The 23,714-nt window shown below is 67.3% G+C and carries 21 protein-coding genes; 17 read left to right on the forward strand and 4 right to left on the reverse strand.

Annotation, left to right across the window (positions count from 1 at the left end):
• Positions 1–595 precede the first annotated feature (595 nt).
• The 3 genes from BMZ21_RS12665 to BMZ21_RS12675 all read left to right on the forward strand — a co-directional run bounded on the left by BMZ21_RS12665 (position 596) and on the right by BMZ21_RS12675 (position 4,892).
• Positions 596–1,564, forward strand: coding sequence for an ornithine cyclodeaminase family protein (locus BMZ21_RS12665; RefSeq protein WP_167561628.1), 969 nt, complete (start codon positions 596–598; stop codon positions 1,562–1,564).
• Between the two features lie 84 nt (positions 1,565–1,648).
• Complete coding sequence (locus tag BMZ21_RS12670; RefSeq protein ID WP_091834449.1) at positions 1,649–3,304, forward strand: acetolactate synthase large subunit; 1,656 nt, start codon at positions 1,649–1,651, stop codon at positions 3,302–3,304.
• A 205-nt stretch (positions 3,305–3,509) separates the two neighbouring features.
• Positions 3,510–4,892, forward strand: coding sequence for an aldehyde dehydrogenase family protein (locus tag BMZ21_RS12675; RefSeq protein ID WP_091835992.1), 1,383 nt, complete (start codon positions 3,510–3,512; stop codon positions 4,890–4,892).
• A gap of 168 nt (positions 4,893–5,060) precedes the next feature.
• On the opposite strand, the gene BMZ21_RS12680 is transcribed toward BMZ21_RS12675, so the two are convergent.
• From BMZ21_RS12680 to BMZ21_RS12695, 4 genes are all read right to left on the reverse strand, one after another.
• Positions 5,061–5,684 carry an SCO family protein gene (locus BMZ21_RS12680; RefSeq protein ID WP_091834452.1) on the reverse strand — a complete coding sequence of 208 codons (624 nt, stop codon included), beginning with the start codon at positions 5,682–5,684 and terminating at the stop codon, positions 5,061–5,063.
• Positions 5,685–5,716: 32 nt separating this feature from the next.
• A complete protein-coding gene (locus BMZ21_RS12685) occupies positions 5,717–6,778 on the reverse strand; it encodes a L,D-transpeptidase family protein (RefSeq protein ID WP_091834457.1) in 1,062 nt (353 codons plus the stop codon).
• A gap of 8 nt (positions 6,779–6,786) precedes the next feature.
• Positions 6,787–7,320 carry a signal peptidase II gene (gene lspA, locus BMZ21_RS12690; RefSeq protein WP_091834460.1) on the reverse strand — a complete coding sequence of 178 codons (534 nt, stop codon included), beginning with the start codon at positions 7,318–7,320 and terminating at the stop codon, positions 6,787–6,789.
• Positions 7,321–7,384: 64 nt separating this feature from the next.
• The gene (locus BMZ21_RS12695; RefSeq protein WP_091834464.1) at positions 7,385–9,694 is read right to left on the reverse strand and encodes a heavy metal translocating P-type ATPase; all 2,310 of its coding nucleotides are present in this window, start codon (positions 9,692–9,694) and stop codon (positions 7,385–7,387) included.
• Between the two features lie 104 nt (positions 9,695–9,798).
• Here BMZ21_RS12695 and BMZ21_RS12700 point away from each other — a divergent pair, with 104 nt between their 5' ends.
• The 14 genes from BMZ21_RS12700 (at position 9,799) to BMZ21_RS12765 (ending at position 23,710) form a co-directional block, all read left to right on the forward strand.
• A complete protein-coding gene (locus tag BMZ21_RS12700; protein WP_091835995.1) occupies positions 9,799–10,218 on the forward strand; it encodes a MerR family transcriptional regulator in 420 nt (139 codons plus the stop codon).
• Positions 10,219–10,306: 88 nt separating this feature from the next.
• Positions 10,307–10,672 (forward strand): hypothetical protein, encoded by a 366-nt coding sequence (locus BMZ21_RS12705; protein WP_091834467.1) that lies wholly within the window; start codon positions 10,307–10,309, stop codon positions 10,670–10,672.
• 182 nt (positions 10,673–10,854) lie between these two features.
• The gene (locus BMZ21_RS12710) at positions 10,855–11,373 is read left to right on the forward strand and encodes a YcnI family copper-binding membrane protein (RefSeq protein WP_091834470.1); all 519 of its coding nucleotides are present in this window, start codon (positions 10,855–10,857) and stop codon (positions 11,371–11,373) included.
• Between the two features lie 40 nt (positions 11,374–11,413).
• Complete coding sequence (locus tag BMZ21_RS12715; protein ID WP_091834473.1) at positions 11,414–13,003, forward strand: copper resistance CopC/CopD family protein; 1,590 nt, start codon at positions 11,414–11,416, stop codon at positions 13,001–13,003.
• A gap of 35 nt (positions 13,004–13,038) precedes the next feature.
• The gene (locus BMZ21_RS12720) at positions 13,039–13,515 is read left to right on the forward strand and encodes a copper chaperone PCu(A)C (protein ID WP_091834476.1); all 477 of its coding nucleotides are present in this window, start codon (positions 13,039–13,041) and stop codon (positions 13,513–13,515) included.
• A gap of 161 nt (positions 13,516–13,676) precedes the next feature.
• Positions 13,677–14,591 (forward strand): dihydrodipicolinate synthase family protein, encoded by a 915-nt coding sequence (locus BMZ21_RS12725; RefSeq protein ID WP_091836000.1) that lies wholly within the window; start codon positions 13,677–13,679, stop codon positions 14,589–14,591.
• A complete protein-coding gene (locus BMZ21_RS12730) occupies positions 14,591–15,760 on the forward strand; it encodes a mandelate racemase/muconate lactonizing enzyme family protein (RefSeq protein WP_091834479.1) in 1,170 nt (389 codons plus the stop codon). The genes BMZ21_RS12725 and BMZ21_RS12730 overlap by 1 nt, the downstream gene beginning before the upstream one ends.
• A 30-nt stretch (positions 15,761–15,790) precedes the next feature.
• Positions 15,791–17,062 (forward strand): ABC transporter substrate-binding protein, encoded by a 1,272-nt coding sequence (locus BMZ21_RS12735; RefSeq protein ID WP_091834482.1) that lies wholly within the window; start codon positions 15,791–15,793, stop codon positions 17,060–17,062.
• 188 nt (positions 17,063–17,250) lie between these two features.
• On the forward strand, positions 17,251–18,153 hold the full coding sequence (locus tag BMZ21_RS12740) for a carbohydrate ABC transporter permease (protein WP_091834485.1): 903 nt from the start codon (positions 17,251–17,253) through the stop codon (positions 18,151–18,153).
• 174 nt (positions 18,154–18,327) lie between these two features.
• Positions 18,328–19,158 carry a carbohydrate ABC transporter permease gene (locus BMZ21_RS12745; protein ID WP_091834489.1) on the forward strand — a complete coding sequence of 277 codons (831 nt, stop codon included), beginning with the start codon at positions 18,328–18,330 and terminating at the stop codon, positions 19,156–19,158.
• 10 nt (positions 19,159–19,168) lie between these two features.
• Positions 19,169–20,290, forward strand: a complete 1,122-nt coding sequence (locus BMZ21_RS12750) for an ABC transporter ATP-binding protein (protein WP_091834492.1) — start codon at positions 19,169–19,171, stop codon at positions 20,288–20,290.
• Positions 20,287–21,270: an NAD-dependent epimerase/dehydratase family protein gene (locus BMZ21_RS12755; protein ID WP_091834495.1), complete on the forward strand. Its 984-nt coding sequence runs from the start codon at positions 20,287–20,289 to the stop codon at positions 21,268–21,270. Before BMZ21_RS12750 ends, BMZ21_RS12755 begins: the two co-directional genes overlap by 4 nt.
• Positions 21,210–22,949, forward strand: a complete 1,740-nt coding sequence (locus BMZ21_RS12760) for an SMP-30/gluconolactonase/LRE family protein (protein ID WP_091834497.1) — start codon at positions 21,210–21,212, stop codon at positions 22,947–22,949. The genes BMZ21_RS12755 and BMZ21_RS12760 overlap by 61 nt, the downstream gene beginning before the upstream one ends.
• Positions 22,946–23,710, forward strand: coding sequence for an SDR family NAD(P)-dependent oxidoreductase (locus BMZ21_RS12765; protein ID WP_091834499.1), 765 nt, complete (start codon positions 22,946–22,948; stop codon positions 23,708–23,710). Before BMZ21_RS12760 ends, BMZ21_RS12765 begins: the two co-directional genes overlap by 4 nt.
• Positions 23,711–23,714: the final 4 nt, after the last annotated feature.

Consider the following 23,714-nt stretch of genomic DNA (forward strand, 5'->3'; position numbering starts at 1 on the left):
CTCTCAGATTTGATGAGTTTGTTCCGGCATCGCTGCGTATTGACGGAGTCATTGCTTGATGACCCTAAGATCATCAGCGATGGCTCTTGTAAACGCAGCACACCGAAGTCTCGTTCGACTTAGCCTGAAGCTAAGTCCGCAAGAACTCCGCCGTCCACGTTTCTCTTTCTGTCTTTACTTGTCAAACAGCAAGGCCTCCAGAAACAGCCGCGACCACCGACTAAGTCGGCAGCGAAGCCCAACGTTCCCGTGAAGCGCAGTAGAGCGGCCCCGCCAGCGGCGGCGCCGTCTCGATGGCCGCTTTATAGGGGGACCCCCGTTCCGCTGTCAACACACCAGATGAAAGTTTTTCGACAAAAGTGGATCTCGGTCGATAATCCCTGCGTTTTCAATGGCTTACATTTTAATCGGCAAATGGAGCCCGGCAAATCGGCCCTGTCGCCAGGCAAATCACCCCGCAGACCCCCCGCTCCATGAGGGAGCCACTCCGTACGATCAGCTCGCCTCGGCCTTGCCCGCCGCTTCTCCTGTGCTCATACCCGATCCTGATGGACCGGCCGGCCCATGCCCCTCCCGTCGCGAAGCGGTTCAAGCGATGAGCAATGACCTCCTCTATCTCTCGCACAAGGACGTGCGGGCTTGTTCCGTCACTCCGCGCGAGGCGCGAGAGGCCGTGCTCGCCGCCTTCCGTGACCATGCCGCCGGACGAAACCGCAGCCTGCCGAAGAGCGCGCTCGCGCTCGGCCCCGGCCACGCCTTTCAGGCGATGACCGCAGCCTCGCAGGCGCAAGCGATCGCCACGGTAAAATGGGTCGCCTCGGCGCCATCGCAGGGAGGCAGCTCCGTACCGAGCGTGAGCGCACTGATCTGCGTCAGCGATTATGCGACGGGTGCCCCGCTCGCGATCCTCGACGGCGACGAGATCACGCTGGTGCGGACCGCGGCGATGTCGGCGGCTGCCGCCTCGCTGCTCGCCCCGCCCGACGCACGCACGATCGGTTTCGTCGGCTGCGGCCTGCAGGCCCATGCCCATCTCGCGGCCTTCCACGATCTCTATCCCGGCCTCACGACCACACTGATGCTGAGCCGCAGCCGCAGCTCGGCCGAGCGCCTGGCGGAAGCTGCAGCAGCGCAGAGCCTCACCACGGAGATCGTCGACGATGCCGACAGGCTGCTCGCCCGCAGCGACATCGTCATCTCGATGGTTCCGGCGACGCCGGGCCTGCGCCCCTTCCTCGATGCCAGCCGGATGAAGCCTGCGTCCTTTGCTGCGGCGGTCGACACAGGCCGCAGCTGGCTGCCCGAGGCGCTGCCCGCCTTCGACATCCTCGCAACCGACAGCCTCGCCCAGTCGCAGGCGCCCTATGACGTCGACGGGCAGCCAGTGGCCAGCGTCCGCTTCGGCCATGACCTTGCCGCGCTCTCGCAGATGCCATTGGCCGATGCCGGAACGAAGCGCTCGCTGTTCTGCTTCCGCGGCTTCGCGCTCGCGGATCTCGCGCTCGCGCATCTCGTGCTGGAGAAGGCGCGCGCCGGCGGCATCGGGATGCTCCTGCCGCGCTAGCAACCCTGCCATGCGCCGGCTTTCCCTTCTCGTGCGGGAAGCCTACCTTTCGCGGTATCGAGGTGTTCCGGATAGGCGATGGCAATGACGAAGGGTTCCGATCTCCTGGTGGCCGCGCTCGAGAACGAGGGCGTCGATCGCATCTTCGGCGTTCCCGGCGAGGAAAACCTCGACGTCGTCGAGTCCCTCCGGACCTCGAAGATCGAGCTTGTCCTGACCCGGCACGAGCAGGCGGCCGCCTTCATGGCGGCGACGCATGGCCGGCTGACCGGGCGTCCCGGCGTCTGCATCGCGACATTGGGGCCCGGCGCGCTCAACTTCTCGACCGGAGCGGCCTATGCCCATCTCGGCGCCATGCCGATGATCCTGATCACCGGCCAGAAGGCGATCATGAGCGCCAAGCAGGCGCGGTTCCAGATCGTCGATGTCGTCGCCTCGATGAAGCCGCTGACCAAGATGACCCGGCAGATCGTCAGCGCCGCCAGCATCCCGGCGGTGGTGCGCGACGCCTTCCGCGTCGCGATGGAGGAACGGCCCGGCCCGGTGCATCTCGAACTGCCGGAAGACATCGCCGGCGAGGAGGTCGCCGACGTGCCGCTGATCCCGGTGCATCCGCTGGAGCACCCCGTGGCTCATCCCAAGGCGATCGCCCGCGCGTCCGAGATGATCCTCGCTGCCAAGCGGCCTCTGGTGATGATCGGCGCCGCCGGCAACCGGCCGCGGCTGGTCGAGCCGCTCTCCGATTTCGTGCGGCGGGTGAAGCTGCCCTTCTTCAACACCCAGATGGGCAAGGGCGCCGTCACTGGCGGCTCGAACCTCTATGTCGGCACTGCCGCCCTGTCCGAGGGCGACTATGTCCACCAGGCGGTCGACCGGGCCGACCTGATCATCGCGATCGGCCACGACACGGTCGAGAAGCCGCCCTTCCTGATGAAGAGCGCCGGCGGGCCGAAGGTGATCCATGTCGGCTACCAGTCGGCGACGGTCGAGCAGGTCTACCACCCCGATGCCGAGGTGATCGGCGATATCGGCGCGACCGTCACGGCGTTGGCGGAGCAGCTGGGCGGCCAGGTCGAAGCCGATCCGATCATGCTGGAGCTGCGCCAGAAGATCCTCGCGCATCTCAACGACCGCTCCGAGGAGGATCGCTTCCCGATCACGCCGCAGCGCATCGTCCACGACATCCGCGCCGTGATGCCGGAGGACGGCATGGTCTGCCTCGACAACGGCATGTACAAGATCTGGTTCGCGCGCAATTACCGCACCCATGTCGCCAACACGCTGCTGCTCGACAATGCGCTGGCGACGATGGGCGCCGGCCTGCCCTCGGCGATGATGGCGGCGATGCTGCATCCCAAGCGCCGGGTCATGGCGGTCTGCGGCGACGGCGGCTTCATGATGAACAGCCAGGAGATGGAGACCGCCGTCCGGCTCGGCCTCAACCTCGTCGTCGTCATCCTCAACGACAGCGCCTACGGCATGATCCGCTGGAAGCAGGCGGTCGACGGCTTCGCCGATTACGGGATGAGCTTCGGCAATCCCGATTTCGTCGCCTATGCCAAGGCCTATGGCGCCAAGGGCTCGCGCGTTGGCTCGGCCGCCGAGCTGGTGCCGACGCTGGAGGCGGCCTTCGAGGGCGGCGGCGTCCATCTCGTCGAGGTGCCGATCGACTATTCCGAGAACACCCGTGTGCTCGTCGAGGAGCTGCGCAACAAGACGCCGGATATCGAGCTTGCCTGAGCCAATCTGCTGCGCTCGCAGGAAAGACTCGGGTCATCCCGGACGGAGCGCAGCGGAAATCCGGGATCCATGCCTGAGCCTTTCCGAATGAGGTTCAGGCAGGGGTCCCGGATCTCTATCCGGTCACCTGGGACGACCCGCACTTGTTTCTAGCTTTGGGCGTCCCGTCCAGGCCGCCGGTATGGAAACCACCGAGGAGACGACGATGCTGACAGTGGTCCAGGCCTATGATCGCGCGCCGATCGAGGCGATCGCCACCGACGATGCGGCGGCGCTCGAAGCCAAATTGCAGGCGGCCGAGACGGTCTTCCGCGATCGCGACAACTGGCTGAAACCGCATGAGCGGATCGCGATCCTGCGCAAGCTCGCCGAGCTCCTGTCGGCCAAGCGCGACCATTTCGCCCGCCAGATCGCGCGAGAAGGCGGCAAGCCGCTGACCGATGCGATCATCGAGACGACCCGCGCCATCGACGGCGTCCACAACGCCGCCGACGAACTGCGCAACTTCGCCGGGCGCGAGATCCCGATGGGGCTGACGCCGGCCGCTGCCGGGCGCTGGGCCTTCACCACCAGGGAGCCGATCGGCATCGTCGCGGCGATCTCGGCCTTCAACCACCCGCTCAACCTGATCGTGCACCAGGTCGCACCGGCGATCGCCACCGGTTGCCCGGTGATCATCAAGCCGGCGAGCACGACGCCGCTCTGCTGCCGCGATTTCGTCGCGCTGGTGCACGAGGCCGGCCTCCCGGAGGCCTGGTGCCAGATGTTCCTGCCGGAGAGCAACGAGCTCGCCGAGAAGCTCGTGACCGACCGGCGCGTCGCCTTCCTCAGCTTCATCGGCTCGGCCAAAGTCGGCTGGTCGCTGCATGCCAAGCTGGCGCATGGCGCGCGCTCGGCTCTGGAGCATGGCGGGGCGGCGCCGGCCATCGTCGACCGCAGTGCCGATCTCGAGCGGATCATCGAGCCGCTGGTCAAGGGCGGCTACTACCATGCCGGCCAGGTCTGCGTGTCGACGCAGCGCATCTACGTGCATGAGGAGATCGCCGACGCCTTCACCGAGCGGCTGGTGGCACGCGTCGCCAAATTGCGCACCGGCGATCCCGCGCTGAAGGAGACCGAGGTCGGCCCGCTGATCCTGCCCAGGGAGGCAGATAGGGTCGCAAGCTGGATCGACGAGGCCGTCAAGGGTGGAGCGAAGCTTGCGCTCGGCGGCAAACGGCTGTCGGAGACGACGCTGGAACCGGCGGTGCTGCTCGACCCGGCCGCCGACGCCAAGGTCTCGCAGCTCGAGGTCTTCGGCCCGCTGGTCTGCGTCTACCGCTACAGCAAGCTCGACGAGGCCATTGCTCGGGCCAATTCGCTCAACGTCGCCTTCCAGGCCAGCGTCTTCGCACAAGACATCGACGTTGCGCTGCACGCCGCCGAGCGGCTCGACGCCTCGGCGGTGATGGTCAACGACCCCACCGCCTTCCGCACCGACTGGATGCCCTTCGCCGGCCGCAAGGAATCCGGCTACGGCACCGGTGGCATCCCCTACACCATGCGCGACATGACGCAGGAGAAGATGATCCTGCTGAACCGGCGTTGAGGCGGCTTTTTTCCTGCCGCCTTTCCCTCAGCCCTCGTCCTGAGGAGCAGCCACAGGCTGGGTCTCGAAGGATGCTCCAGATGCTTCCCGAGTCTCCTGAAGCATCCTTCGAGACGGCCGCGATGCGGCGTCCTCAGGATGAGGGCTGACGTGGTTTGAAGTGGAGTTTCAGCGCTTCAGCAGCAGCCTGACCTTCGCCAGCGCCGAGTCCTGTTCCTCGTGATAATCGATCAGGCTGCGGAAGCGCCCCTCCGCGTCCATCAGATAGACCGATGCGGTGTGGTCCATGGTATAGCCCTCCGCCGTCGGGATGCGCCTGGCATAGGCCTTGTAGGCCTTCAGTGCCGCATCGACCTCGGCCTGCGTGCCCGAGAGCCCGACGATGCGCGGATCGAAGGATTGCAGATAGAGCGAAAGCTGCGCCGGCGTGTCGCGCTCGGGATCGACCGAGACGAACAGCACGTTGAGCCTGTCGGCATCGGCGCCGAGCTTGCCGAGCAGAGTTGTGAGCTCGAACAGCGTGGTCGGGCAGACCTCGGGACAATGGGTGAAGCCGAAGAAGACCAGCGTCGGCTTGCCGAGATAATCGGCCTGCGAGACCTTGCGGCCGGTATGGTCGGTCGAGGTGAAGGGACCGCCGACATCGGCCAGCGGGGTCGATACGGACCCGCCCGAGCTCGGCCGGCCGGGTCCGTCGACCCGCCACCAGCCGAGCGTGATCGCGGCGGCGGCGAAGGCGACGATGACGACAGCGCCCCAGGCGCCATAACGAATGATCTTGAGGATCGGCATGCGCCTTTGTCTGGCCGCCAGCCTCGCCGGCGTCAACGCGGCGAAATCGACCCGGTCGCCGTTGCCTGCTGCGGCTCATCATCGCCGCTACCACCATAAGGATCGGCCAGCGCCGCCTGCGGCGCGCTGATCTCGACCTTGCCGGCGACAATGGTCTGCATCCGCTCCGGCCCGATGGTGCGCAGGAGCTTGCGGAAGCTCTGATGCATGCCGCCATCCATCAGCGCATGGCTCATCGCCGGCAGGCTGCCGGTGAGCTCGGCGAGGCGCGCCTCGTCGCGGGCGCTGCGCGCGGAGACCAGCGAGGCGACCTCCGGATCGGTCTCATAGGCCGGGCACGGCGCACCGGGGACGAAGGCCGAGGCATCGCCCGCCGGATTGAAGACATAGCGGCCGCCGCAGGTCGCGAGCTTCGGTGGCTGCCGCGTCGCCTCGAAATGATCCGAGCCTTCCTTGAGATTGCGCCAGAAGGCGATGTTCGGATTGCCGCGATGGCGGGCCAGGTTCTCCGGCGTCATCCGGAAGGGGAAGGCCTGGACCTGGAAGCTGCGCTGCCCGCCGGCAAAAGCCTCGCGCGCGAGACCATAGAGTTCCGTCACGCCGTCATCGGTCATGGCGTAGCAGCCGGCCGAGGTGCAGGCGCCGTGGATCATCAGGGCCGAGCCGGTATAGCCCTGCGCCTTCTCCAGCGCGTTCGGGTAGCCGAGATTATAGGAGAGGTAATACGCCGATTTCGGATTCATCAGCTCGGGCGTTACCATATAGAAGCCCTCCGGCGCCTGCCGGTCGCCCTCGCGCTTCTTCGGCCCGAGCTGGCCGGACCAGCGGCACATCGGATAGGTCTTGAGCAGGGCATATTGGCCGGAGCGATCGCGCTTCCAGACCTCGAGCTCGCTCTCCTTCTTGTAGAGGCGCACGACGATCGGGTCGGCCTGGCTCATGCCCTTCGCCGACATCTGCGAGACAAGCGCCGCCGGCAGCGGCTGGTTGCCGCGGCCGTCGCCGTCCACCCCGACGCAGGACGAGAGGGCGATGGCGGCGGCACCGAGCAGCGCGAAGCGCCGGAGACGCTGGACTATAGAGCGATCGGACATGGCTAAAATTATCGGCGTCTGGCGCTAACGACTCGTGAACAAGACCGATTCTTGCGCGCGGCGCGGGGTCGCTCCCTGCTCGGCAACGCCGCCAGCAGCATCAGCACCACGCCCAAGGTCAATGCGATGTCGGCACCGTTGAAGGTCGGCCAGTGCCAGTCGCCCCAATGCAGATCGAGGAAATCGGTGACCGCACCCTGGCGCCAGCGATCGATCGCATTGCCGAAGGCCCCGCCCGCCATCAGCGAGAGGCCGATGCGTTCGAGCCGATGCCCGGCGAGCGCCGCCCAGGCCAGCAGGCCGAAGCCGGCCGCGAACTTGAACAGTCCGAGCAGGCCGGGCCAGGCTTCGAGCATCTCGCGGAACAGGCCGAAGCTGACGCCGGTATTGAAGCCGAGGCGCAGGTTGAGGAAGGGCGTCAGCGCGACCGGCTCCGGTGGATTGAGCACGATCTCCAGCATCAGCCATTTGCTGGCCTGATCGAGCCCGGCGGCGGCAAGAGCGATTGCAGCAACATAGGCAAGTCTGTGCGGCCAGGTCATGCGGCACCTTCGGCCGCGACGAGGCGGAAGAGCGCGCTCTCCATGCCGGACATGGATCGCTCTTTCAGCCGGCCTTGCCGGCGTCGAAGCGCAGCAGGCGCAGCGCGTTCGCGGTGACGAGCACGGTCGCGCCGGTATCGGCGAGGATCGCAACCCAGAGACCCGTATAGCCAAGCACGCTGGTGACCAGGAACACCGCCTTCAGGCCGAGCGCGATCGCGATGTTCGCACGAATGTTGCCCATCGCCGCCCGGGCCAGCCGGATCATCGCGGCGATGTCGCGCACCCGGCTCTTCAGCACGGCGCCGTCTGCGGTCTCGAGCGCGACATCGGTGCCCGAGCCCATCGCGACGCCGATATTGGCGGCAGCCAGCGCCGGGGCATCGTTGATGCCGTCGCCGACCATCATCACCGGCGCTTCAAGCGCAAGTTCCTTGATGGCCGTGACCTTGTCGTCCGGCATCAATTCGGCCTTGTGCTCCAGACCGAGCGAGCCGGCGATGGCGGCACCGGTGCGGGCATTGTCGCCGGTCAGCATCACCGAGCGGACGCCGAGCGCCCTGAGTTCGGCGATCGCGGCGGCAGCATCCTCGCGCGGCTCGTCGCGCAGGGCGATGAGGCCGGCGAGCGCGCCGTCGGCGATGACGGCGGCGACGGTCTTGCCCGCGGTTTCGAGCCGTTCGACCGTCTCGAGCGCCGCTGTGTCGAAGCTGGCGCGCTCCCTGGCATGGCGCGGCGCGCCAACGAAGACGGCAACCCCGTCGAGTTCGCCGGTGACGCCCTTACCGGCCAATGCCGCAGCGTTGGCTGCAGGCCGCACCGGAACACCATCCGCCCTGGCGCGGGCGAGGATGGCGAGTGCCAGCGGATGGCTGGAGCCGGTCTCGACGGCTGCGGCGAGCTCGACGACCTTGCGCTCGTCACGGCCGAGGCTGACGATTTCGGTGACGCGCGGCTCACCCGCGGTCAGCGTTCCCGTCTTGTCGAAGGCAACGACGCCGGTACGCGCGGCGGCCTCGATCACCACGCCGCCCTTGAGCAGCAGGCCCTGGCGCGCGCCGGTCGAGAGCGCCGCCGCGATCGAGGCCGGCACCGAGATGACCAGCGCGCAGGGACAGCCGATCAGCAACAGCGCCAGCGCCCGGTAGATCCAGACCGACCACTCGCCGCCAAACGCCAGCGGCGGGACCAGCGCGACCAGGATGGCGAGGCCGACGATCGCGGGCATGTAGATGCGCGAGAAGCGGTCGATGAAGCGCTCGGTCGGCGCGCGCGCCTCCTGGGCTTCCTCGACCAGGCGGATGATCCTGGCGATGGTGTTGTCCTCAGTCGCCTTCTCGACGCGCACGCGCAGCGCCGCCTCGCGATTGACCGAGCCGGCATAGACGGGATCGCCGACACCCTTGGTCTTCGGTACGGATTCGCCGGTGATCGGGCTCTCGTCGATGCCGGAGACGCCGTCGCTGATCGCGCCGTCGGCGGGGATGCGGTCGCCCGGACGCACCAGCACGATCTGACCGACGGTCAGCGCGGCAGCATCGACCTGGCGGGTCTCGCCGTTCTCCTCGACGATGGCCGTCTTGGGCACGAGATCGCCGAGCGCCCTGATCGAGGCGCGGGCGCGATCGGCGGCGACGCCCTCCAGCACCTCGCCGACGGCGAAGAGGAAGACGACCAGCGCCGCCTCCTCGGCCGCACCGATGACGAGTGCGCCGGTCGCGGCGATCGTCATCAGCATCTCGATGGTGAAGGGCTGGCCCACCCTTGCCGCGGCGAAAGCGCGCCGCGCCACCGGCACGACGCCGATCACGCAGGCGATGACAAAGGCCCAGTAGGCGGCCGTCTCGGAGACCGTGAACTTGGCGAGCCAGGCGGCGCCGAGCAGCGCGCCGGTCAGCAGGACGAGCCTGCCCTTGCCGGTCTGGTACCAGGAGACCCCGTCTGGCGGCGGCTCATGGACATGGCCGGGCAGGCCGTGGCCATGGTCGGCGCCCTTGCCGGCCTTGCCGTGGCTATGGTCGCGATCGTGGTCATGGGCATGCTCGTGCCCGCCGCAGGCCTGCGCCTTGTCGGTCGGCCCGTGATCATGACCGCAGCCGCAGTTCGAAGCGGGCTCAGGCGCAGCGGTGCGCGGCGCGCTCGCCGGCATCGCCGTATAGCCCAGACTGACGACGCGCTTCTCGATCGCATCGCGCCGCGTCCGACTCTCGTCGAGGGAGAGCGTCAGCGTCTCCGACATCACCGAGAGACGCACGTCGGAGACGCCGGGCAGCCGCTCGACAGCGCCACGAATCTTCGCCGCGCAGCTGGCGCAATCCATGCCGCCGATCGTCCAGGACAGCGTTTCCGTTTCGGCTTTTGCGGCGGTCGCCATGCTCTCGTCTCCGCTTGACAGCGTTGCGGGACCACCTACCTACAACCTCTAGCCACTACAGCTTCAAGAGGAAAATCATGCCGCCTGCGAAAACCCTGGAGCGCGTGGTGCCGATCGGGACTTTGGCCGAGCGGACCGGAGTCAAGGTCGAGACCATCCGCTATTACGAGCAGGTCGGCCTGCTGCCGGAGCCGGAGCGGTCCGAGGGCAACCAGCGGCGCTATGGCCGCGCCCATGTCGAGCGGCTCGCCTTCATCAAGCATGCGCGCGACCTCGGCTTCGCGGTCGAGAGCATCCGTACCCTGCTGCGGCTTTCGGACACACCCGGCATGGCCTGCGACGAGGCGCATGCGATTGCGGCCGAACATCTCGACGAAGTGCGCGACAAGATCGCGCGTTTGCGCTCGCTGGAGGCGGAACTCGCCCGGATCGCAACGGTTTGCTCGGGCGGGGTTGCCGCCAGCGACTGCGCCGTGATCGAGGCGCTGGCCGACCACAGCCATTGCGAGCACCATAGCCACTGAGACACTGACGCAAATTGACCCTGCCGGCAGCCATGCTATCGAAGCCGCAGGAGGGTCGGTTTTGTCCGCAGGGCGCCACAATGCAGGGATGAGACGCTGGGTCGCGCTGGCCGCGGCCTATCTCGTCGTGCTGCAGGCGATCTTCGCGGGCCTAGCCTCCGGCGCCAATGCCGCGAACTTCAGCCTTGACCGTTCCCTGGCGATGACGCTCTGCGCCGGCGGCGATCAGCCGATGAGCCAAAGCGATGGCGCCGCGACGCATGAGCTGATGAGCTGCTGCATGCTCGGCTGCGCCTTCACTGGTGCCGGCGCGCCAGCGGCCCCGACCGATTTCCTGCCGATCATCCATCGCGGCGTCGATCTCGTCGCCTTCCAGCGCCGGCTCGACCTCCCGTCCGGCTTCATCGCCGGCCGCTCCCCGGCCAATCCGCGCGCACCGCCCGCCGCTCTCTGAGCTGGATGTTCCGGCGCACCGCTGCGCCGCGACCAGCATCATCTGACAGCCGCCAGCGGCCTTCCTCCCATCCCATTCGCTCGCGACGGCACCCTGCCGGCTCGCGCGCACCTTCCAGATCCAGGCCGCCAAGTGCGGCTGCGCCGGCCATGCCGGCGTCCCTTCCGCAGGGATTCCTCACGATGAAATCGCTTTCGCTCGCCGCCCTCGTCGCGGCTTTCACCGCCGGCCCGGCTCTCGCTCATGTCACGCTGGAGACCCAGCAGGCCCCGGTCGGCTCGACCTACAAGGCCGTGCTGCGGGTGCCGCATGGCTGCAAGGGCGCGGCCACGACCAGGGTCCGCGTCCGCATTCCCGAGGGCGTCATCGCGGTCAAGCCGATGCCCAAGCCCGGCTGGACGCTGGAGACGACCAAGGGCAAGTACGAGAAGTCCTATGACTACTACGGCACGCCGACGGTCGAGGGCGTCACCGAAGTCAGCTGGAGCGGTGGCAAGCTGCTCGACGAGCACTATGACGAGTTCGTCCTGCGTGCCTATCTCACCGCCGATCTCAAGCCGGAGACCACGCTCTACGTGCCGGTGGTGCAGGAATGCGAGGGCGGCGCAGTCGAGCGCTGGATCGAGATCCCGGCCGCCGGCAAGTCCGCTGACGACTACAAGTTCCCGGCTCCCGGCCTGAAGCTGATCCCCAAGAAGTGAGCGAGCGCGGCCGGGTCTCCCGCCCGGCCGCCTCTCCGCCATGACCCGGCAGCTTCGCCTTTTCCTCATCCTGCTCGGCCTCGCCCTCGCCTCGCTGGCGACGACGGGGCAGGCCCTGGCGCACGCCGCCTTGACCAAGACCGTTCCGGCCGACGGTGCGGTCATCGCCAGTGCGCCCAGCGCGTTCAGCCTCAGCTTCAGCGAGCCGGTCTCGCCCTTGGTGCTGAGGCTGATCGGCCCCGACGGGACGAGCCGACCCCTGACGCACTTCACGCTCACGGACCGGACGCTCGCGATCGCGGCCCCCTCCGCCCTTGCCAATGGCACGCATGTGCTGAGCTGGCGCGTTGTCTCCGAGGACGGCCATCCGGTCGGCGGCTCGGTGCTGTTCTCTGTCGGTGCGCCGAGTGGGGCGCCCGATCTTGCCGCAAGCCAGACCGAGCCAACCGTGCGCGTGGTCCTCTGGCTCGGCAAGCTCGGGCTCCTTCTCGGACTCGCGCTCGGCATTGGCGGCGTCGCCTTCATGGCGTGGGTCGCTCCCTTGCCAGTGGCCGCCCGCCGACCAATCGCAGGCTTCCTCCTCCTCGGGCTGCTGTCGCTGCCGGTCGCCTTTGCGGCACAGGGGCTCGATTCTCTGGCCTTGCCGCTTTCCGGTGTGCTGCAGCTGGCCGTCTGGAAAGCGGCAGCTGCGAGCAGTTTCGGCCGCACTGCGCTGATCGCGATACTCGCCTTGCTCGTGGCACTGCTCGCGCTCTTCGTCCCCAGCCGAAGCGGACGCTTGCTCGCAGCCCTCGCCTGGCTCGGCCTCGGCGCGGCTCTCGCCGCGAGCGGCCATGCCAGCGCCGCCGAGCCGCAATTGCTGACCCGCCCGGCAGTGTTCCTGCATGCGATCGGCATGGCCGGCTGGGCAGGCGCGCTGCTGCCCCTCGCCTTCGCGCTGCGCCAAGCCGATGGAGCGCAGGCGCTGCAACGGTTCTCGCAGCGCATTCCCGCGCTGCTGCTCGTCATCCTGCTCAGCGGCGGCGCGCTCGCCATCGTCCAGGTCGAGCGCCCGCAGGCTTTGCTGACAACACCGTATGGCCTCGTGCTCACCGGCAAGCTCGTGCTGGTCGCGGCGTTGATCGGGCTCGGCGCCTTCAACCGCTACCGGCTGACGGAAACGGTCGTCTCTGGACTCGCCGGTGCCCGCGCGCTGCTGACCCAGATCATCGCGGCTGAGATCGTGATCATCGTCGCCATCCTCGCTGTCGTCGCGCTCTGGCGCTTCACGCCGCCGCCCCGCGCCCTCGCCGCCGCGGCAGCGCAGCCGGCCAGCGTCCATATCCACACCGACAAGGCGATGGCCGACATCAGCGTGACGCCGGGCCGCACCGGCCCTGTGACCATCACCGTCTCGCTGCTCGACGGCGCGTTCGGCCCGCTCGCGGCGAAGGAATTGCGGCTTGCCTTGTCACGGCCGGAAGCCGGCATCGAGCCGATCGAGCGGCAGGCAATCAAGCAGGCGGACGGTAGCTGGCAGATCGGCGATCTGACGCTTCCCGTGGCCGGCCGCTGGACCGTCGAGCTCGAGATCCTGGTCTCGGATTTCGAGATGACCCGTCTCAAGGAGACGCTCGACATCCGCCCCTGAACCCGATCCAACTTTCACAACAGAAGGAGTTCCCGATGATCTCTCGCCTCGCTTGCGCAGCCATTGCCATCCTGGCGCTCGGCAGCGCCGCCGTCGCCCAGGACTACAGCGCCGGCCCGCTCAAGATCGAGCAGCCCTGGACGCGCGCGACCCCGGCCGGCGCCAAGGTCGCCGGCGGATATGTCGCCGTGACCAATACCGGCAGCGCGTCCGACCGCCTGCTCGGCGGCAGCAGCGAGATCGCCGGCAAGGTCGAGATCCACGAAATGGCGGTCAACAACGGCGTGATGACCATGCGTGGCCTGCCTGAGGGCGTCGAGCTCAAGCCCGGCGCCAAGCTCGAGCTCAAGCCCGGCGGCTACCACATCATGTTCATGGATCTGAAGCGCCAGCTCAAGGAAGGGGAAAAGGTCAAAGGCACGCTGACCTTCGAGAAGGCCGGAGCGGTCCCCGTCGAGTTCTCCGTGCAATCGGTCGGTGCGCGTGCCCCGGCCGCAGCTCACACGCACTGATCGCCGCCGACAAGTTGCGCAATCATCAAGGCCGCCGGGTGCAAACCCCGGCGGCCATTTTCATGCGCGCTTGACGATTTCCAGCGCGAGAAGTACGGTCCATATTAGAAAACAAATGATCCATAATATGGATCGACTGGAGGAACGCAGTGTTGCAGGGCATGCTCCCGGTCTTGCCGACGCCGTTCACCGAGGCTGGCGCCATCGATCCCGAGGCGATGGCGGCGATCGTTGCCTTCGCGCTCGCGAGCGGCGTCGACGGCGTGGTGTTTCCGGGCTTCGCCAGCGAGGTCGACGAGCTCGCTGCGGCGGAGCGGGCGGCGCTGCTGAAGGTCGTGGTCGCCAAGGTCGGCAAGCGCGTGCCGATCGTCGCCGGCGCGAGCGCGCCGACTGCGGTTGAGGCGATCTCGCATTGCCGCGAGGCGCTCGCCAACGGCATCGGCCATGTGATGATCCAGGCGCCGAAGAGCGTCGGCACGACGACGGAAGCGGTCTCGGCTTTTTATGGCGAGATCGCCGCGGCCGTGCCCGGCATCGAGATCGTATTGCAGAACGCCCCGGCGCCGCGCGGCTCCGACCTCAAGCCCGAGGCGATCCTGCAGATCGTCCGTGACAACCCGGCGATCACATATGTCAAGGAAGAGACGCTGCCGTCCGGCCTCGCCATCTCGGCGATCGCCGCCGGCAAGCCGGCGCATCTGAAGGGCGTGATCGGCGGCGGTGGGGCGCGCTACCTGATCGACGAGTATAATCGCGGCGCCTGCGGCGCGATGCCGGCGGTCGAGCTCGCCGACATCCATGTCGCCATGGACCGGGCCTATCGCGCCGGCGAGATCGAGCACGCGCGCGAGCTCTACATGCGCACGCTGCCGCTGCTGGTGATCCAGTTCAATTTCCGCATGGCCTTCACCAAGCATGTGCTGACGCGGCGTGGCGTTCTGACAAATCAGGTCGTGCGAGCGAAGGTGCCGCCGATGGATGCGCTCGATGTCGCCGAAATCGACGCCTGGCTGGAGGCGTGCACCGACCTCATGAGGGTTGAGCCGCGTGAGCCCGCCCTGACCGGAGGCGCGTGATGGCCGAGCGTGTCGCCCGCGTCGAAGTCTTCTCGATCACCATTCCGCGCGAGACGCCCTATCTCGGCGCCTTGCGCGAGGGCGAGCGCATCAACGACCACGGCTATATCGTCCGCAAGGGCAACCGCACGGTCTATCCGACCGTCGACCGCACCGTAGTGGTCAGGATCGAGACGGCAAGCGGCGCCATCGGCTGGGGCGAGACCTATGGCATCGTCGCGCCGGGCGCGGCGATGGCGATCATCGACGACCTGCTCGGCCCCTTCGTCGTCGGACGCGACCCGCGCGACGTCAGCGTCATCCATGACGATCTCTACGATCTGATGCGGGTGCGCGGCTATACCGGCGGCTTCTATCTCGACGCGCTCGCCGCGATCGACATCGCGCTCTGGGATCTCTGCGGCAAGCTTTCCAGCCTGCCGCTGGTCAAGCTGCTCGGCGGCCAGAAGCATGAGCGTTTGCCGGCTTACATATCCGGCCTGCCGAAGCCTGCGCGGGCGGAGCGGGCCGAGTTCGCCGCCGAGTGGCAAGCCAAGGGCTTTGACAGTTTCAAGTTTGCCGCTCCGGTCGCCGATGACGGCAATGTCGCGGAGATCGCGACGCTGCGCGAGCGGCTCGGGCCGAAAGCGCGCATCGCCTGCGACATGCACTGGGTCCATACCGGCGAGGAGGCCGTCGCGGCGATCCGGACGATGGAGCCGCACGATCTCTGGTTCGCCGAGGCGCCGGTCAAGCCGGAGGATCTCGACGGGCTCGCGCATGTCGCCTCGAAGGTCTCGACGCCGGTCGCGGCCGGGGAGGAATGGCGCACGGTCTACGATCTCGTGCCGCGTGTCGCCCGGCGGGCCTGCGCGATCGTGCAGCCGGAGATGGGCCATAAGGGCGTGACCGAGTTCATGCGCATCGGCCTCTACGCGCAGGCGCACCACCTCAGGGTCATCCCGCATGCCACGATCGGCATCGGCTTGTTCCTGGCGGCGAGCCTGCATGCGTCCTCGGCGCTGGCGGCGGTCGAGTGCCATGAATTCCAGCACTCGATCTTCGAGCCGAACCGGCGATTGCTCTTGGGCGACATGGACTGCAGCGACGGCTTCTATCGTTTGCCGAGCGGTCCAGGCCTCGGGGTCGAGCCATCGAAGGAAGCGCTCAAGCTGCTGAAGCGGCTCTAGCGACTAGAAAAACCAAGGGAGGAGGAGACCATGACGAGGACAAGGCTAGCATTCTCCGCGGCTGCGCTCGCGCTCGCCGCCGGCTTTCTCCCCGGCGCCGCCTGGGCGCAGGGCAAGGTGCTGAAGTTCGTCTCCTGGCAGAAGGACGAGCGCGGCGTCGGCGACTGGTGGGGCTCGGTGATCAAGGAGTTCGAGGCGACCCATCCCGGCGTCAAGATCGAATGGACCAAGGTCGAGCGCGGCGCCTATGCCGACACGATGACGACGCTGTTCGCCGGCGGCAAGCCGCCCGACATCGTCCACCTCGCCTCCTTCGAGTTCCAGAAGTTCGCCGATAATGGCTGGCTCGAGCCGCTCGATCCTTACATCAAGGATGCCAAACTGGACCTCAAGGGCTGGGCGGGGCAGGACACCTGCACCTGGAACAAGCAGACCGTCTGCACGATGATGCTCTATTTCGGCTACATCTTCGCCTACAACGAGGAACTGCTGAAAAAGGAAGGTCTTTCCGTCCCCAAGACCTATGCGGAATTCCTCGCCGCCGCGCAGAAGCTGACCAAGGACCTCAACGGCGACGGCATCGTCGACCAGTTCGGCACCGGCCACGAGACCAAGGGCGGCGGCGGCCAGTACATGAGCGAGATGATGAACTACACGCTCGATGCCGGCGGGCGCTGGACCAACGATGCCGGCAAGGTGACGATCAACACGCCCGAGATGATCGAGGGCCTGTCGCGCTGGAAGACCATCGTCAAGACCAGCCTGACGCCTCGTGACCTGCCGGCCGGCGAGGTCCGCCAGATGTTCGCCGACGGCAAGATCGCGATGAAGACGGACGGGCCCTGGCTCTATCCGATCATCCAGAAGGGCAAGGCCAAGGAACAGATCAAGCTCGGCATGGTGCCGTTCAAGCCCCCGGTCGGCGGCTCCTCCAACGTGCTCGGCATCGCCGCCGATGCGCCCAAGGAGAACAAGAAGCTGGTCTGGGACTTCATCGCCATCGCGACCTCGGACAAGTTCCAGTCGAGCTATGCGACGCTGGGCGCCTCGCCGCCGCCCTCCCCGCACGCCGACACCTCGGCTGCGATCAAGGACACGCCGCATTTCGACCTCTTGGTGCAGGCGACGAAAGCGGCAGCCGACGCCAAGGTCGACCGCATCCCAAAGGGGCTGGAGTTGCAGTTCAACGAGTTCGCCAAGATGGTCATGGAAGAATCGCAGCGCATGATCATCCAGGACCTCGACCCGAAGACGGTCGCGGCGACGATGCAGGCCAAGGCCGAGGCGCTGCAGAAGCAGTGAGGCACAGCGCGAGAACCCCTCTCCCGGATGGGAGAGGGGCAGGGGTGAGGGACCGCCGCTGATTACCTGAACGCGACGGCACCGTTGCGCCTTCAACGGATAGGGCAGGCCCTCATCCCTGCCCTTCTCCCACTCGGGAGAAGGGTTCCCCGCGCCTCTACTGCAAAGAAAAAAGGAGACGACTGGTCATGCCCGGTTTTGGCCTCGACCTCGCCCGCCCGAGCCGGCGGCACTGGCTCGGCTATCTCTTGCTGGCGCCGGCAGTGCTGCTAATTGCGCTGATCATCGTCTATCCGCTGTTCGTCTCGGTCGATCTCTCCTTCCAGAACGTCAACATCGCCCGGCTCGACCAGCCGCGGCGGCCGTTCACCACCGCCAATTACGAACGGCTCTTCGCCTCCGAGGATTTCTGGAACGCCTGCTGGGTGACGTTCAAGCTCGTCACCATCGTCTCCTTCTTCTGCTTCCTGCTCGGGCTCGGCACGGCGCTCTTGGTCAACAACCGCTTCAAGGGCCAGGCGCTGGCGCGGCTGCTGGTCGCCCTGCCCTGGGCGATCCCGGAAGTGATCGCGGTGGTGATCTTCGCCTGGCTGTTCGATTCATCCTTCGGCCTGATGAACTGGCTCTTCATCAAGCTCGGCTTGGTCGATCAGACGATCAACTGGTTCTCCTCGCCCGACGCCGCCTTCGCCGTGGTCTGCACGGTGATGGTCTGGAAGGGCTATCCCTTCGTCTCGATTATGATGCTGGCCGGGCTGCAGTCGATCCCCGAGGATTTCTACAACGCCGCCAAGGTCGACGGCGCCCGCGCCTGGCAGCGGCTGCTGTACATCACCATCCCCTCGCTGATGCCGGTGATCGGCGTCACGCTCGTACTGGTGATGCTCTGGGTCTTCCGCGACTTCTCGATCATCTACGTGCTGACCGGCGGCGGCCCGCTCAAGGCGACGCAAAGCCTCTCGATCATGACCTACGAACAGGCTTTCGGCTTCTTCAAGATGGGCTACGCCTCCGCCATCGGCGTCATCACCCTGATCGTCTGCGTGATCGCGAGTCGGCTGATGATCGCCCGCGCTCCGGACAGTATCTGAGGAGGCGGCGATGATTTTCCGGATCGCGTTCACCCCCCGCATGGTCATCCCGGAGGAAGCGAAGCGGAGATCCGGGATCCATTCCGGAACCTTCTTCGGAAATGCTCCGGAATGGATCCCGGGTCTCCTTTCAGTCGCCCGGGATGACCGCGCGAATGAATGCGAGGTGCTGTCGTGAAACGCCGCTCACTCCGCGCGTTTGCCCTCTATGCGCTCGTGATCACAACCTGCGCCATCCTGGTCTTCCCGATCTACTGGCTCGTCGTCACCGCGCTCTCCGAACCGAGCCAGCTGCGACAATTGCCGCCGAGCTTCTGGCCGAGCGAACCGCGCTGGGGGGTGTTCGGCCAGATCATGGTCGAGCGGCCGATCCTGCTCTGGCTCGGCAATTCGGCGCTCGCGGCGATCGGCGCGGTCGCGATATCGATGGTCGTCTCGGTTCTCGCCGGCTACAGCCTGTCGCGTTTCCGGGTCCGCGGCGGCCAGTCGCTCGGGCTCTTCATCCTGACTGCGAAGATGCTGCCGGCGACGCTGCTGGTGATCCCGCTCTTCGGCATCTTCCGCAATCTCGAGCTGATCGGCAGCCTGTGGTCGATCATCCTCGCCCACGCCACGCTGATCATCCCGTTCACCACCTGGATGCTGAAGGGCTATTTCGACACGATCCCGCGCGAGCTCGAACAGGCGGCGATGGTCGACGGCTGCTCGCCACTCGGCGCGATGGTCCGGGTGATCCTGCCGGTGTCCGCGCCGGGGCTCGCCGCGACCGCGCTCTACGGCTTCGTGCTGTCCTGGTCGGACTATGCCTATGCCCGCACCTTCCTGACCAACGCCCAGGGCAACTGGACCGCCAATCTCGGCATCACCACGATGAAGGGCGAGTACATCTCGAACTGGAGCGACATCTCCGCCGCTTCCATCCTCGTCGCCCTGCCGATCCTCGCGATCTACCTCTTCCTCGAACGCTATCTCGTCGGCGGCCTTACCGCCGGGGCCGAGAAATAAGAGAACCTGCATGGCCGGAATCCGCATCGACAGCGTCACCAAATCCTATGGCGGGCTCACCGTCCTCAAGGCATTCTCGCTCGACATCGCCGATGGCGAATTCGTCGTCCTCGTCGGCCCGTCGGGCTGCGGCAAGTCGACCATGCTCAAGATCCTCGCCGGGCTTGAAGAGGCCACCTCAGGCACGATCGCGATCGGCGAACGCGACGTCACCGACCTCGCCCCGGGCGACCGCGACATCGCCATGGTCTTCCAGAACTACGCGCTCTACCCCCACCTCACCGTGCGCAAGAACATGGGCTTCGGCCTGAAGATGCGCGGCACCGATGCCGGCGAGATCGACCGGCGCGTCAACGAGGCCGCAAAAATCCTCGGCATCGATCATCTGCTCGAGCGGCGGCCACGCGCCCTCTCCGGCGGCCAGCGCCAGCGCGTCGCGCTCGGCCGGGCGATCGTGCGCGAGCCGCTGGCCTTCCTGATGGACGAGCCACTCTCCAATCTCGACGCCAAATTGCGTGTGCACACCCGCGCCGAGATCAGCGCCCTGCACAAGAGGCTGCGCGTCACCACGATCTACGTCACCCACGACCAGACCGAGGCGATGACGATGGCCGACCGCATCGTCATCATGAAGGACGGCGTGATCCAGCAGATCGCCGCGCCCGAGGTGATGTTCCGCGAGCCGGCCAATCTCTTCGTCGCCGGCTTCATCGGCTCGCCCGGCATGAATTTCTTGAAGGCAAAGGCGCTGGCGACAGGCGGCAGCGTCACCGCAAAGCTGTTCGGCCACGACGTGACGCTGCCTGTCGCGAACGCTGCCGCGCTCGCCGGCAAGGAGATCGTCGTCGGCCTGCGGCCTGAGCACATCGCCGCGGGGCCTGGGCAGGTCTCGTTCCCGGTGAGCCCGCGGCTGATCGAGAGCCTCGGCAGCGAGCAATATGTCTATGTCGACCTCCCCGAGGAGCATCGCCGCGAGGCAGGTTCCGGCAGCGAGGACGAGGCACGGCGAACCTCGCTGATCGCGCGCCTGATCAATCCGGAGCCGCGGCCACCCGAGGCGACGCTGACGCTTTCCTTCGATCCGGCGCGACTGCATGTCTTCGATGCCGCCAGCGGCGAGGCGATCCGATGAGCACGATCCTGGTCACCGGCAGCGCCGGGCGCGTCGGCTCGCGTGTCGCCCGCGAACTGCTCGCAGCGGGCCACCGCGTCACCGGCTTCGACCTGCGCGCCAGCGGCATCGATCACCCCGCTTTACGCGAGGTGCTCGGCGGCTTCGACGATCGTGCTGCGGCGAGGGAGGCCGTGCAGGGCACTGACGCGATCCTGCATCTCGGCGCCTTCATGTCCTGGCTGCCGGCCGATCGGGACAAGCTGTTCCAAGCCAATGTCGAGGGCACGCGTGTGCTGCTGGAGGAGGCCGCGGCTGTAAGGCCGAAGCGGCTCGTCTTCGCCTCCTCCGGCGAGGTCTATCCCGAGAACGTGCCGGATTATCAGCCGATTGACGAGGACCATCCGCTGAATCCGCGATCGCCCTACGGGTTGAGCAAGCTGCTCGGCGAGGAGATCGTGCGCTTCTTCGAGCGGACCAGCGGCACCCCGGCCACGATCCTGCGGTTTTCGCACACCCAGGATGCGGGCGAACTGCTCGACCCCGGCAGCTTCTTCTCCGGCCCCCGCTTCTTCCTAAAGCCGAAGATCCGGCAGCAGGAGGGTTTCGGCAATGCCGCCGCCGTCGCGGCGCTACGGGCGATCGATGACGGGAGCGAGGCCTTGGTGCTGTCGCGCAACGAGGCCGGCCGGCCCTTCCGCATGCACATCACCGACACACGCGACATGGTCGCCGGCATCCTGCTCGCGCTGTCGGACGAACGCGCCGCCGGGCGCACCTTTAATCTCGGCGCGACCGAGCCGGTCGACTTCGCCGTCGCGCTGCCGATGATGGCGCAGTTGACGGGACTGCCGTTGAAGACCATCGACCTGCCGGGCGCCGGCGTCTTCTACGAGACGTCGAACGCCAGGATCCGGACCGAACTGGGATTTGAGCCGCAATGGACCTTCGAGCGCATGATCGGCGAGGCGGCGCAGGCGCGGGTGAAGCGCGCGTCCTGACGCCGGACGAGCGCGACGTCCCGACCGGCGCAGCCGCCCTCGCCAAGGGCCTCTACCTCCTCGACGTGATCGGCGAGGCGCCGGCGCCGCCGCGCTTTCGCGACCTGCAGGCCGCGACCGGCCTGCCCAAGGGCACGCTGGCGCGCATGCTCAACACGCTCCTGACCTTCCGCCTGATCCGTCATGAGGAAAGCGACAATACCTACCGGCTCGGCCACCGCCTGTTCGAGCTCGCCCATCGCGTCTGGGAATCCTTCGATCTGCGCGGCGCCGGCGCGCCGGCGCTCGACCGGCTCGCCGAAGAGACGCGCGAGACCGCCGCGCTCTGCGCCATCGACAATGGCGAGGTGCTCTATATCGACCAGCGCAGTCGCGGCGGCCCCTATGGCTTCCGCATCGAGATCGGCCGACGCGCCCCGCTGCATTGCACCGCCGGCGGCAAAGCCCTGCTCGCCTTCGTCCAGCCGCATGAGCAGCGTGCCCTCGTGGATCGTCTGAAGCTCGAGCGCTTTACCGAAACGACGATCACCGAGGAGGAGGCGCTCGCCGCCGACCTCGCGCTGAGCCGGGCGCGCGGCTACGCCGTCTCGCAGGAGGAGCACGTCGCCGGCGTCGCCTCGGTCGCCGCGCCGATCTTCGACCATACCGGCCGGGCCGTCGCCGCGATCGGCGTATTCGGCCCGTCTTCGCGGCTGACGCGGGAGCGATTGCACACCACCGGCCGCGACCTGATGGCGGCCGCACGACAGATCTCCGGCAATGTCGGCGCGACGCAGATGAACATTTCCCCGGCGCCGCGCTCGGCACGCCCGGTCGATCCGAACGTGCAATGCGTGCTGCCCTGGGGCGCCCATCTCGCCGAAGGCCCTTACTGGTCTGCCGGGGAGCAGCGGCTCTACTGGGTCGATATCCTCGCGCCCTCGGTCAACCGCTTCGACCCGGCGACCGGCAACAACGAGGAGGTCACCCTGCCGCGCCTGGTCAGCGCCGTGCTAGGTCGTCGCGGCGGCGGGCTGGTGGTGCTGACACAGGAGGGCCTCGAAGCCTTCGACTTCGCCAGCGGCCGGCTGACGCCGCTCGCCGATCCCGAAGCCGACATCCCCGACAACCGCTTCAACGACGGCAAATGCGACCGGCAGGGCCGGCTCTGGGCCGGAACGATGCGGCTCGACGCCAGCCGTGCTTCCGGCTCGCTCTACGCGATCGCGCCGGACTTCAGCTGGCAACGACAGGAGAGCGGGCTCACCGTCGCCAACGGGCTCGACTGGAGCCCGGACGGCCGGAGCTTTTACTTCGTCGATTCCGCCCATGGCTGCATCTATGCCTACGACTTCGACGCCAGGGCGGGCACGCTCGCCAATCGCCGCATCTTCACCGAGGTCGCCGGCCGCCCGGACGGGCTCGCCGTCGATGCCGAGGGCTTCGTCTGGTGCGCGATCTGGGATGGCTGGTGCCTGCACCGCTATGCGCCGGATGGCAGGCTCGATCGCGAGGTCTGGCTGCCGGTGCCGCGCCCGACCAGCCTTGCCTTCGGTGGTCCCGATCTAAAGACGCTGTTCATCACCACGGCGCGCATCCGCCTGCCGTCGCGGGTGCTGGCCGAGGCGCCGTTCTCCGGCGGACTCTTCACTCTGCCGGTCGACGTGCCCGGCTTAGCCGCAGCGGAGTTCGGCGGGTGAGGGTCGAAGCCAGCTTTCCCGATCTCGCCGGCAAGGCCGCACTGGTCACCGGCGGGGCCGACGGCATCGGCCGCGCCATCGTCGAGGCGCTGGCGCGGCAGGGCGCGAAGGTCGCCTTTCTCGATATCGACGCCGCGTGTGGCGAGCGATTGGCGGCCGAACTTTCGGCAGCCGGCGGTGCCGTCTCGTTCCATCAGGTCGACCTACGCGACATCCCGGGGACGCAAGCGGCGATCGCGGCGGCCCGCGCCCTGCACGGGCCCTTTGCGATCGGCGTCAACAATGCCGGCCATGACGAGCGGCATGATTTCGAGGCGGTCACCGAGGCATACTGGGACGATCGTTTGTCCGTAAACCTGCGGCCGATGATGTTCGTCGCTCAGGCGCTGGCGCCGGACATGCGCGGCCTCGGCGGCGGGGCGCTGGTCAACCTGTCGTCGACCTCGTGGATGAAGGGCTCGCCGCACATGATCGCCTACACCACGGCGAAATCGGCGGTGATCGGCTTCACCCGCTCGCTGGCGCGGGCGCTCGGGCCCGATGGCATCAGGGTCAACTGCGTCACGCCGGGCTGGGTGATGACCGAGCGCCAGCGCACGCAGTGGTGGACGCCCGAGAAGGCTGCAGCCAATCAGGCCGCGCAGGCGCTGAAGGGAGAGATCCTGCCGGAGGACATCGCGCAGATGGTGCTGTTCCTGTGCTCCGACGTCTCGCGCATGTGCGCCGGCCAGAACTTCATCGTCGATGCCGGCACGGTCTGAGGCG

This window comes from Allobosea lupini (assembly GCF_900109525.1).
In the GTDB taxonomy this organism is placed as follows: domain Bacteria; phylum Pseudomonadota; class Alphaproteobacteria; order Rhizobiales; family Beijerinckiaceae; genus Allobosea; species Allobosea lupini.

What these genes read in the sequence shown, in the direction of transcription:
- BMZ21_RS12665 (WP_167561628.1), top strand. Translation starts at nt 596, where the DNA reads ATGAGCAATGACCTCCTCTATCTCTCGCACAAGGACGTGCGGGCTTGT.
- BMZ21_RS12670 (WP_091834449.1), top strand. Translation starts at nt 1,649, where the DNA reads ATGACGAAGGGTTCCGATCTCCTGGTGGCCGCGCTCGAGAACGAGGGC.
- BMZ21_RS12675 (WP_091835992.1), top strand. Translation starts at nt 3,510, where the DNA reads ATGCTGACAGTGGTCCAGGCCTATGATCGCGCGCCGATCGAGGCGATC.
- BMZ21_RS12680 (WP_091834452.1), bottom strand. Translation starts at nt 5,684, where the DNA reads ATGCCGATCCTCAAGATCATTCGTTATGGCGCCTGGGGCGCTGTCGTC.
- BMZ21_RS12685 (WP_091834457.1), bottom strand. Translation starts at nt 6,778, where the DNA reads ATGTCCGATCGCTCTATAGTCCAGCGTCTCCGGCGCTTCGCGCTGCTC.
- lspA (WP_091834460.1), bottom strand. Translation starts at nt 7,320, where the DNA reads ATGACCTGGCCGCACAGACTTGCCTATGTTGCTGCAATCGCTCTTGCC.
- BMZ21_RS12695 (WP_091834464.1), bottom strand. Translation starts at nt 9,694, where the DNA reads ATGGCGACCGCCGCAAAAGCCGAAACGGAAACGCTGTCCTGGACGATC.
- BMZ21_RS12705 (WP_091834467.1), top strand. Translation starts at nt 10,307, where the DNA reads ATGAGACGCTGGGTCGCGCTGGCCGCGGCCTATCTCGTCGTGCTGCAG.
- BMZ21_RS12710 (WP_091834470.1), top strand. Translation starts at nt 10,855, where the DNA reads ATGAAATCGCTTTCGCTCGCCGCCCTCGTCGCGGCTTTCACCGCCGGC.
- BMZ21_RS12715 (WP_091834473.1), top strand. Translation starts at nt 11,414, where the DNA reads ATGACCCGGCAGCTTCGCCTTTTCCTCATCCTGCTCGGCCTCGCCCTC.
- BMZ21_RS12720 (WP_091834476.1), top strand. Translation starts at nt 13,039, where the DNA reads ATGATCTCTCGCCTCGCTTGCGCAGCCATTGCCATCCTGGCGCTCGGC.
- BMZ21_RS12725 (WP_091836000.1), top strand. Translation starts at nt 13,677, where the DNA reads ATGCTCCCGGTCTTGCCGACGCCGTTCACCGAGGCTGGCGCCATCGAT.
- BMZ21_RS12730 (WP_091834479.1), top strand. Translation starts at nt 14,591, where the DNA reads ATGGCCGAGCGTGTCGCCCGCGTCGAAGTCTTCTCGATCACCATTCCG.
- BMZ21_RS12735 (WP_091834482.1), top strand. Translation starts at nt 15,791, where the DNA reads ATGACGAGGACAAGGCTAGCATTCTCCGCGGCTGCGCTCGCGCTCGCC.
- BMZ21_RS12740 (WP_091834485.1), top strand. Translation starts at nt 17,251, where the DNA reads ATGCCCGGTTTTGGCCTCGACCTCGCCCGCCCGAGCCGGCGGCACTGG.
- BMZ21_RS12750 (WP_091834492.1), top strand. Translation starts at nt 19,169, where the DNA reads ATGGCCGGAATCCGCATCGACAGCGTCACCAAATCCTATGGCGGGCTC.
- BMZ21_RS12755 (WP_091834495.1), top strand. Translation starts at nt 20,287, where the DNA reads ATGAGCACGATCCTGGTCACCGGCAGCGCCGGGCGCGTCGGCTCGCGT.
- BMZ21_RS12760 (WP_091834497.1), top strand. Translation starts at nt 21,210, where the DNA reads ATGGACCTTCGAGCGCATGATCGGCGAGGCGGCGCAGGCGCGGGTGAA.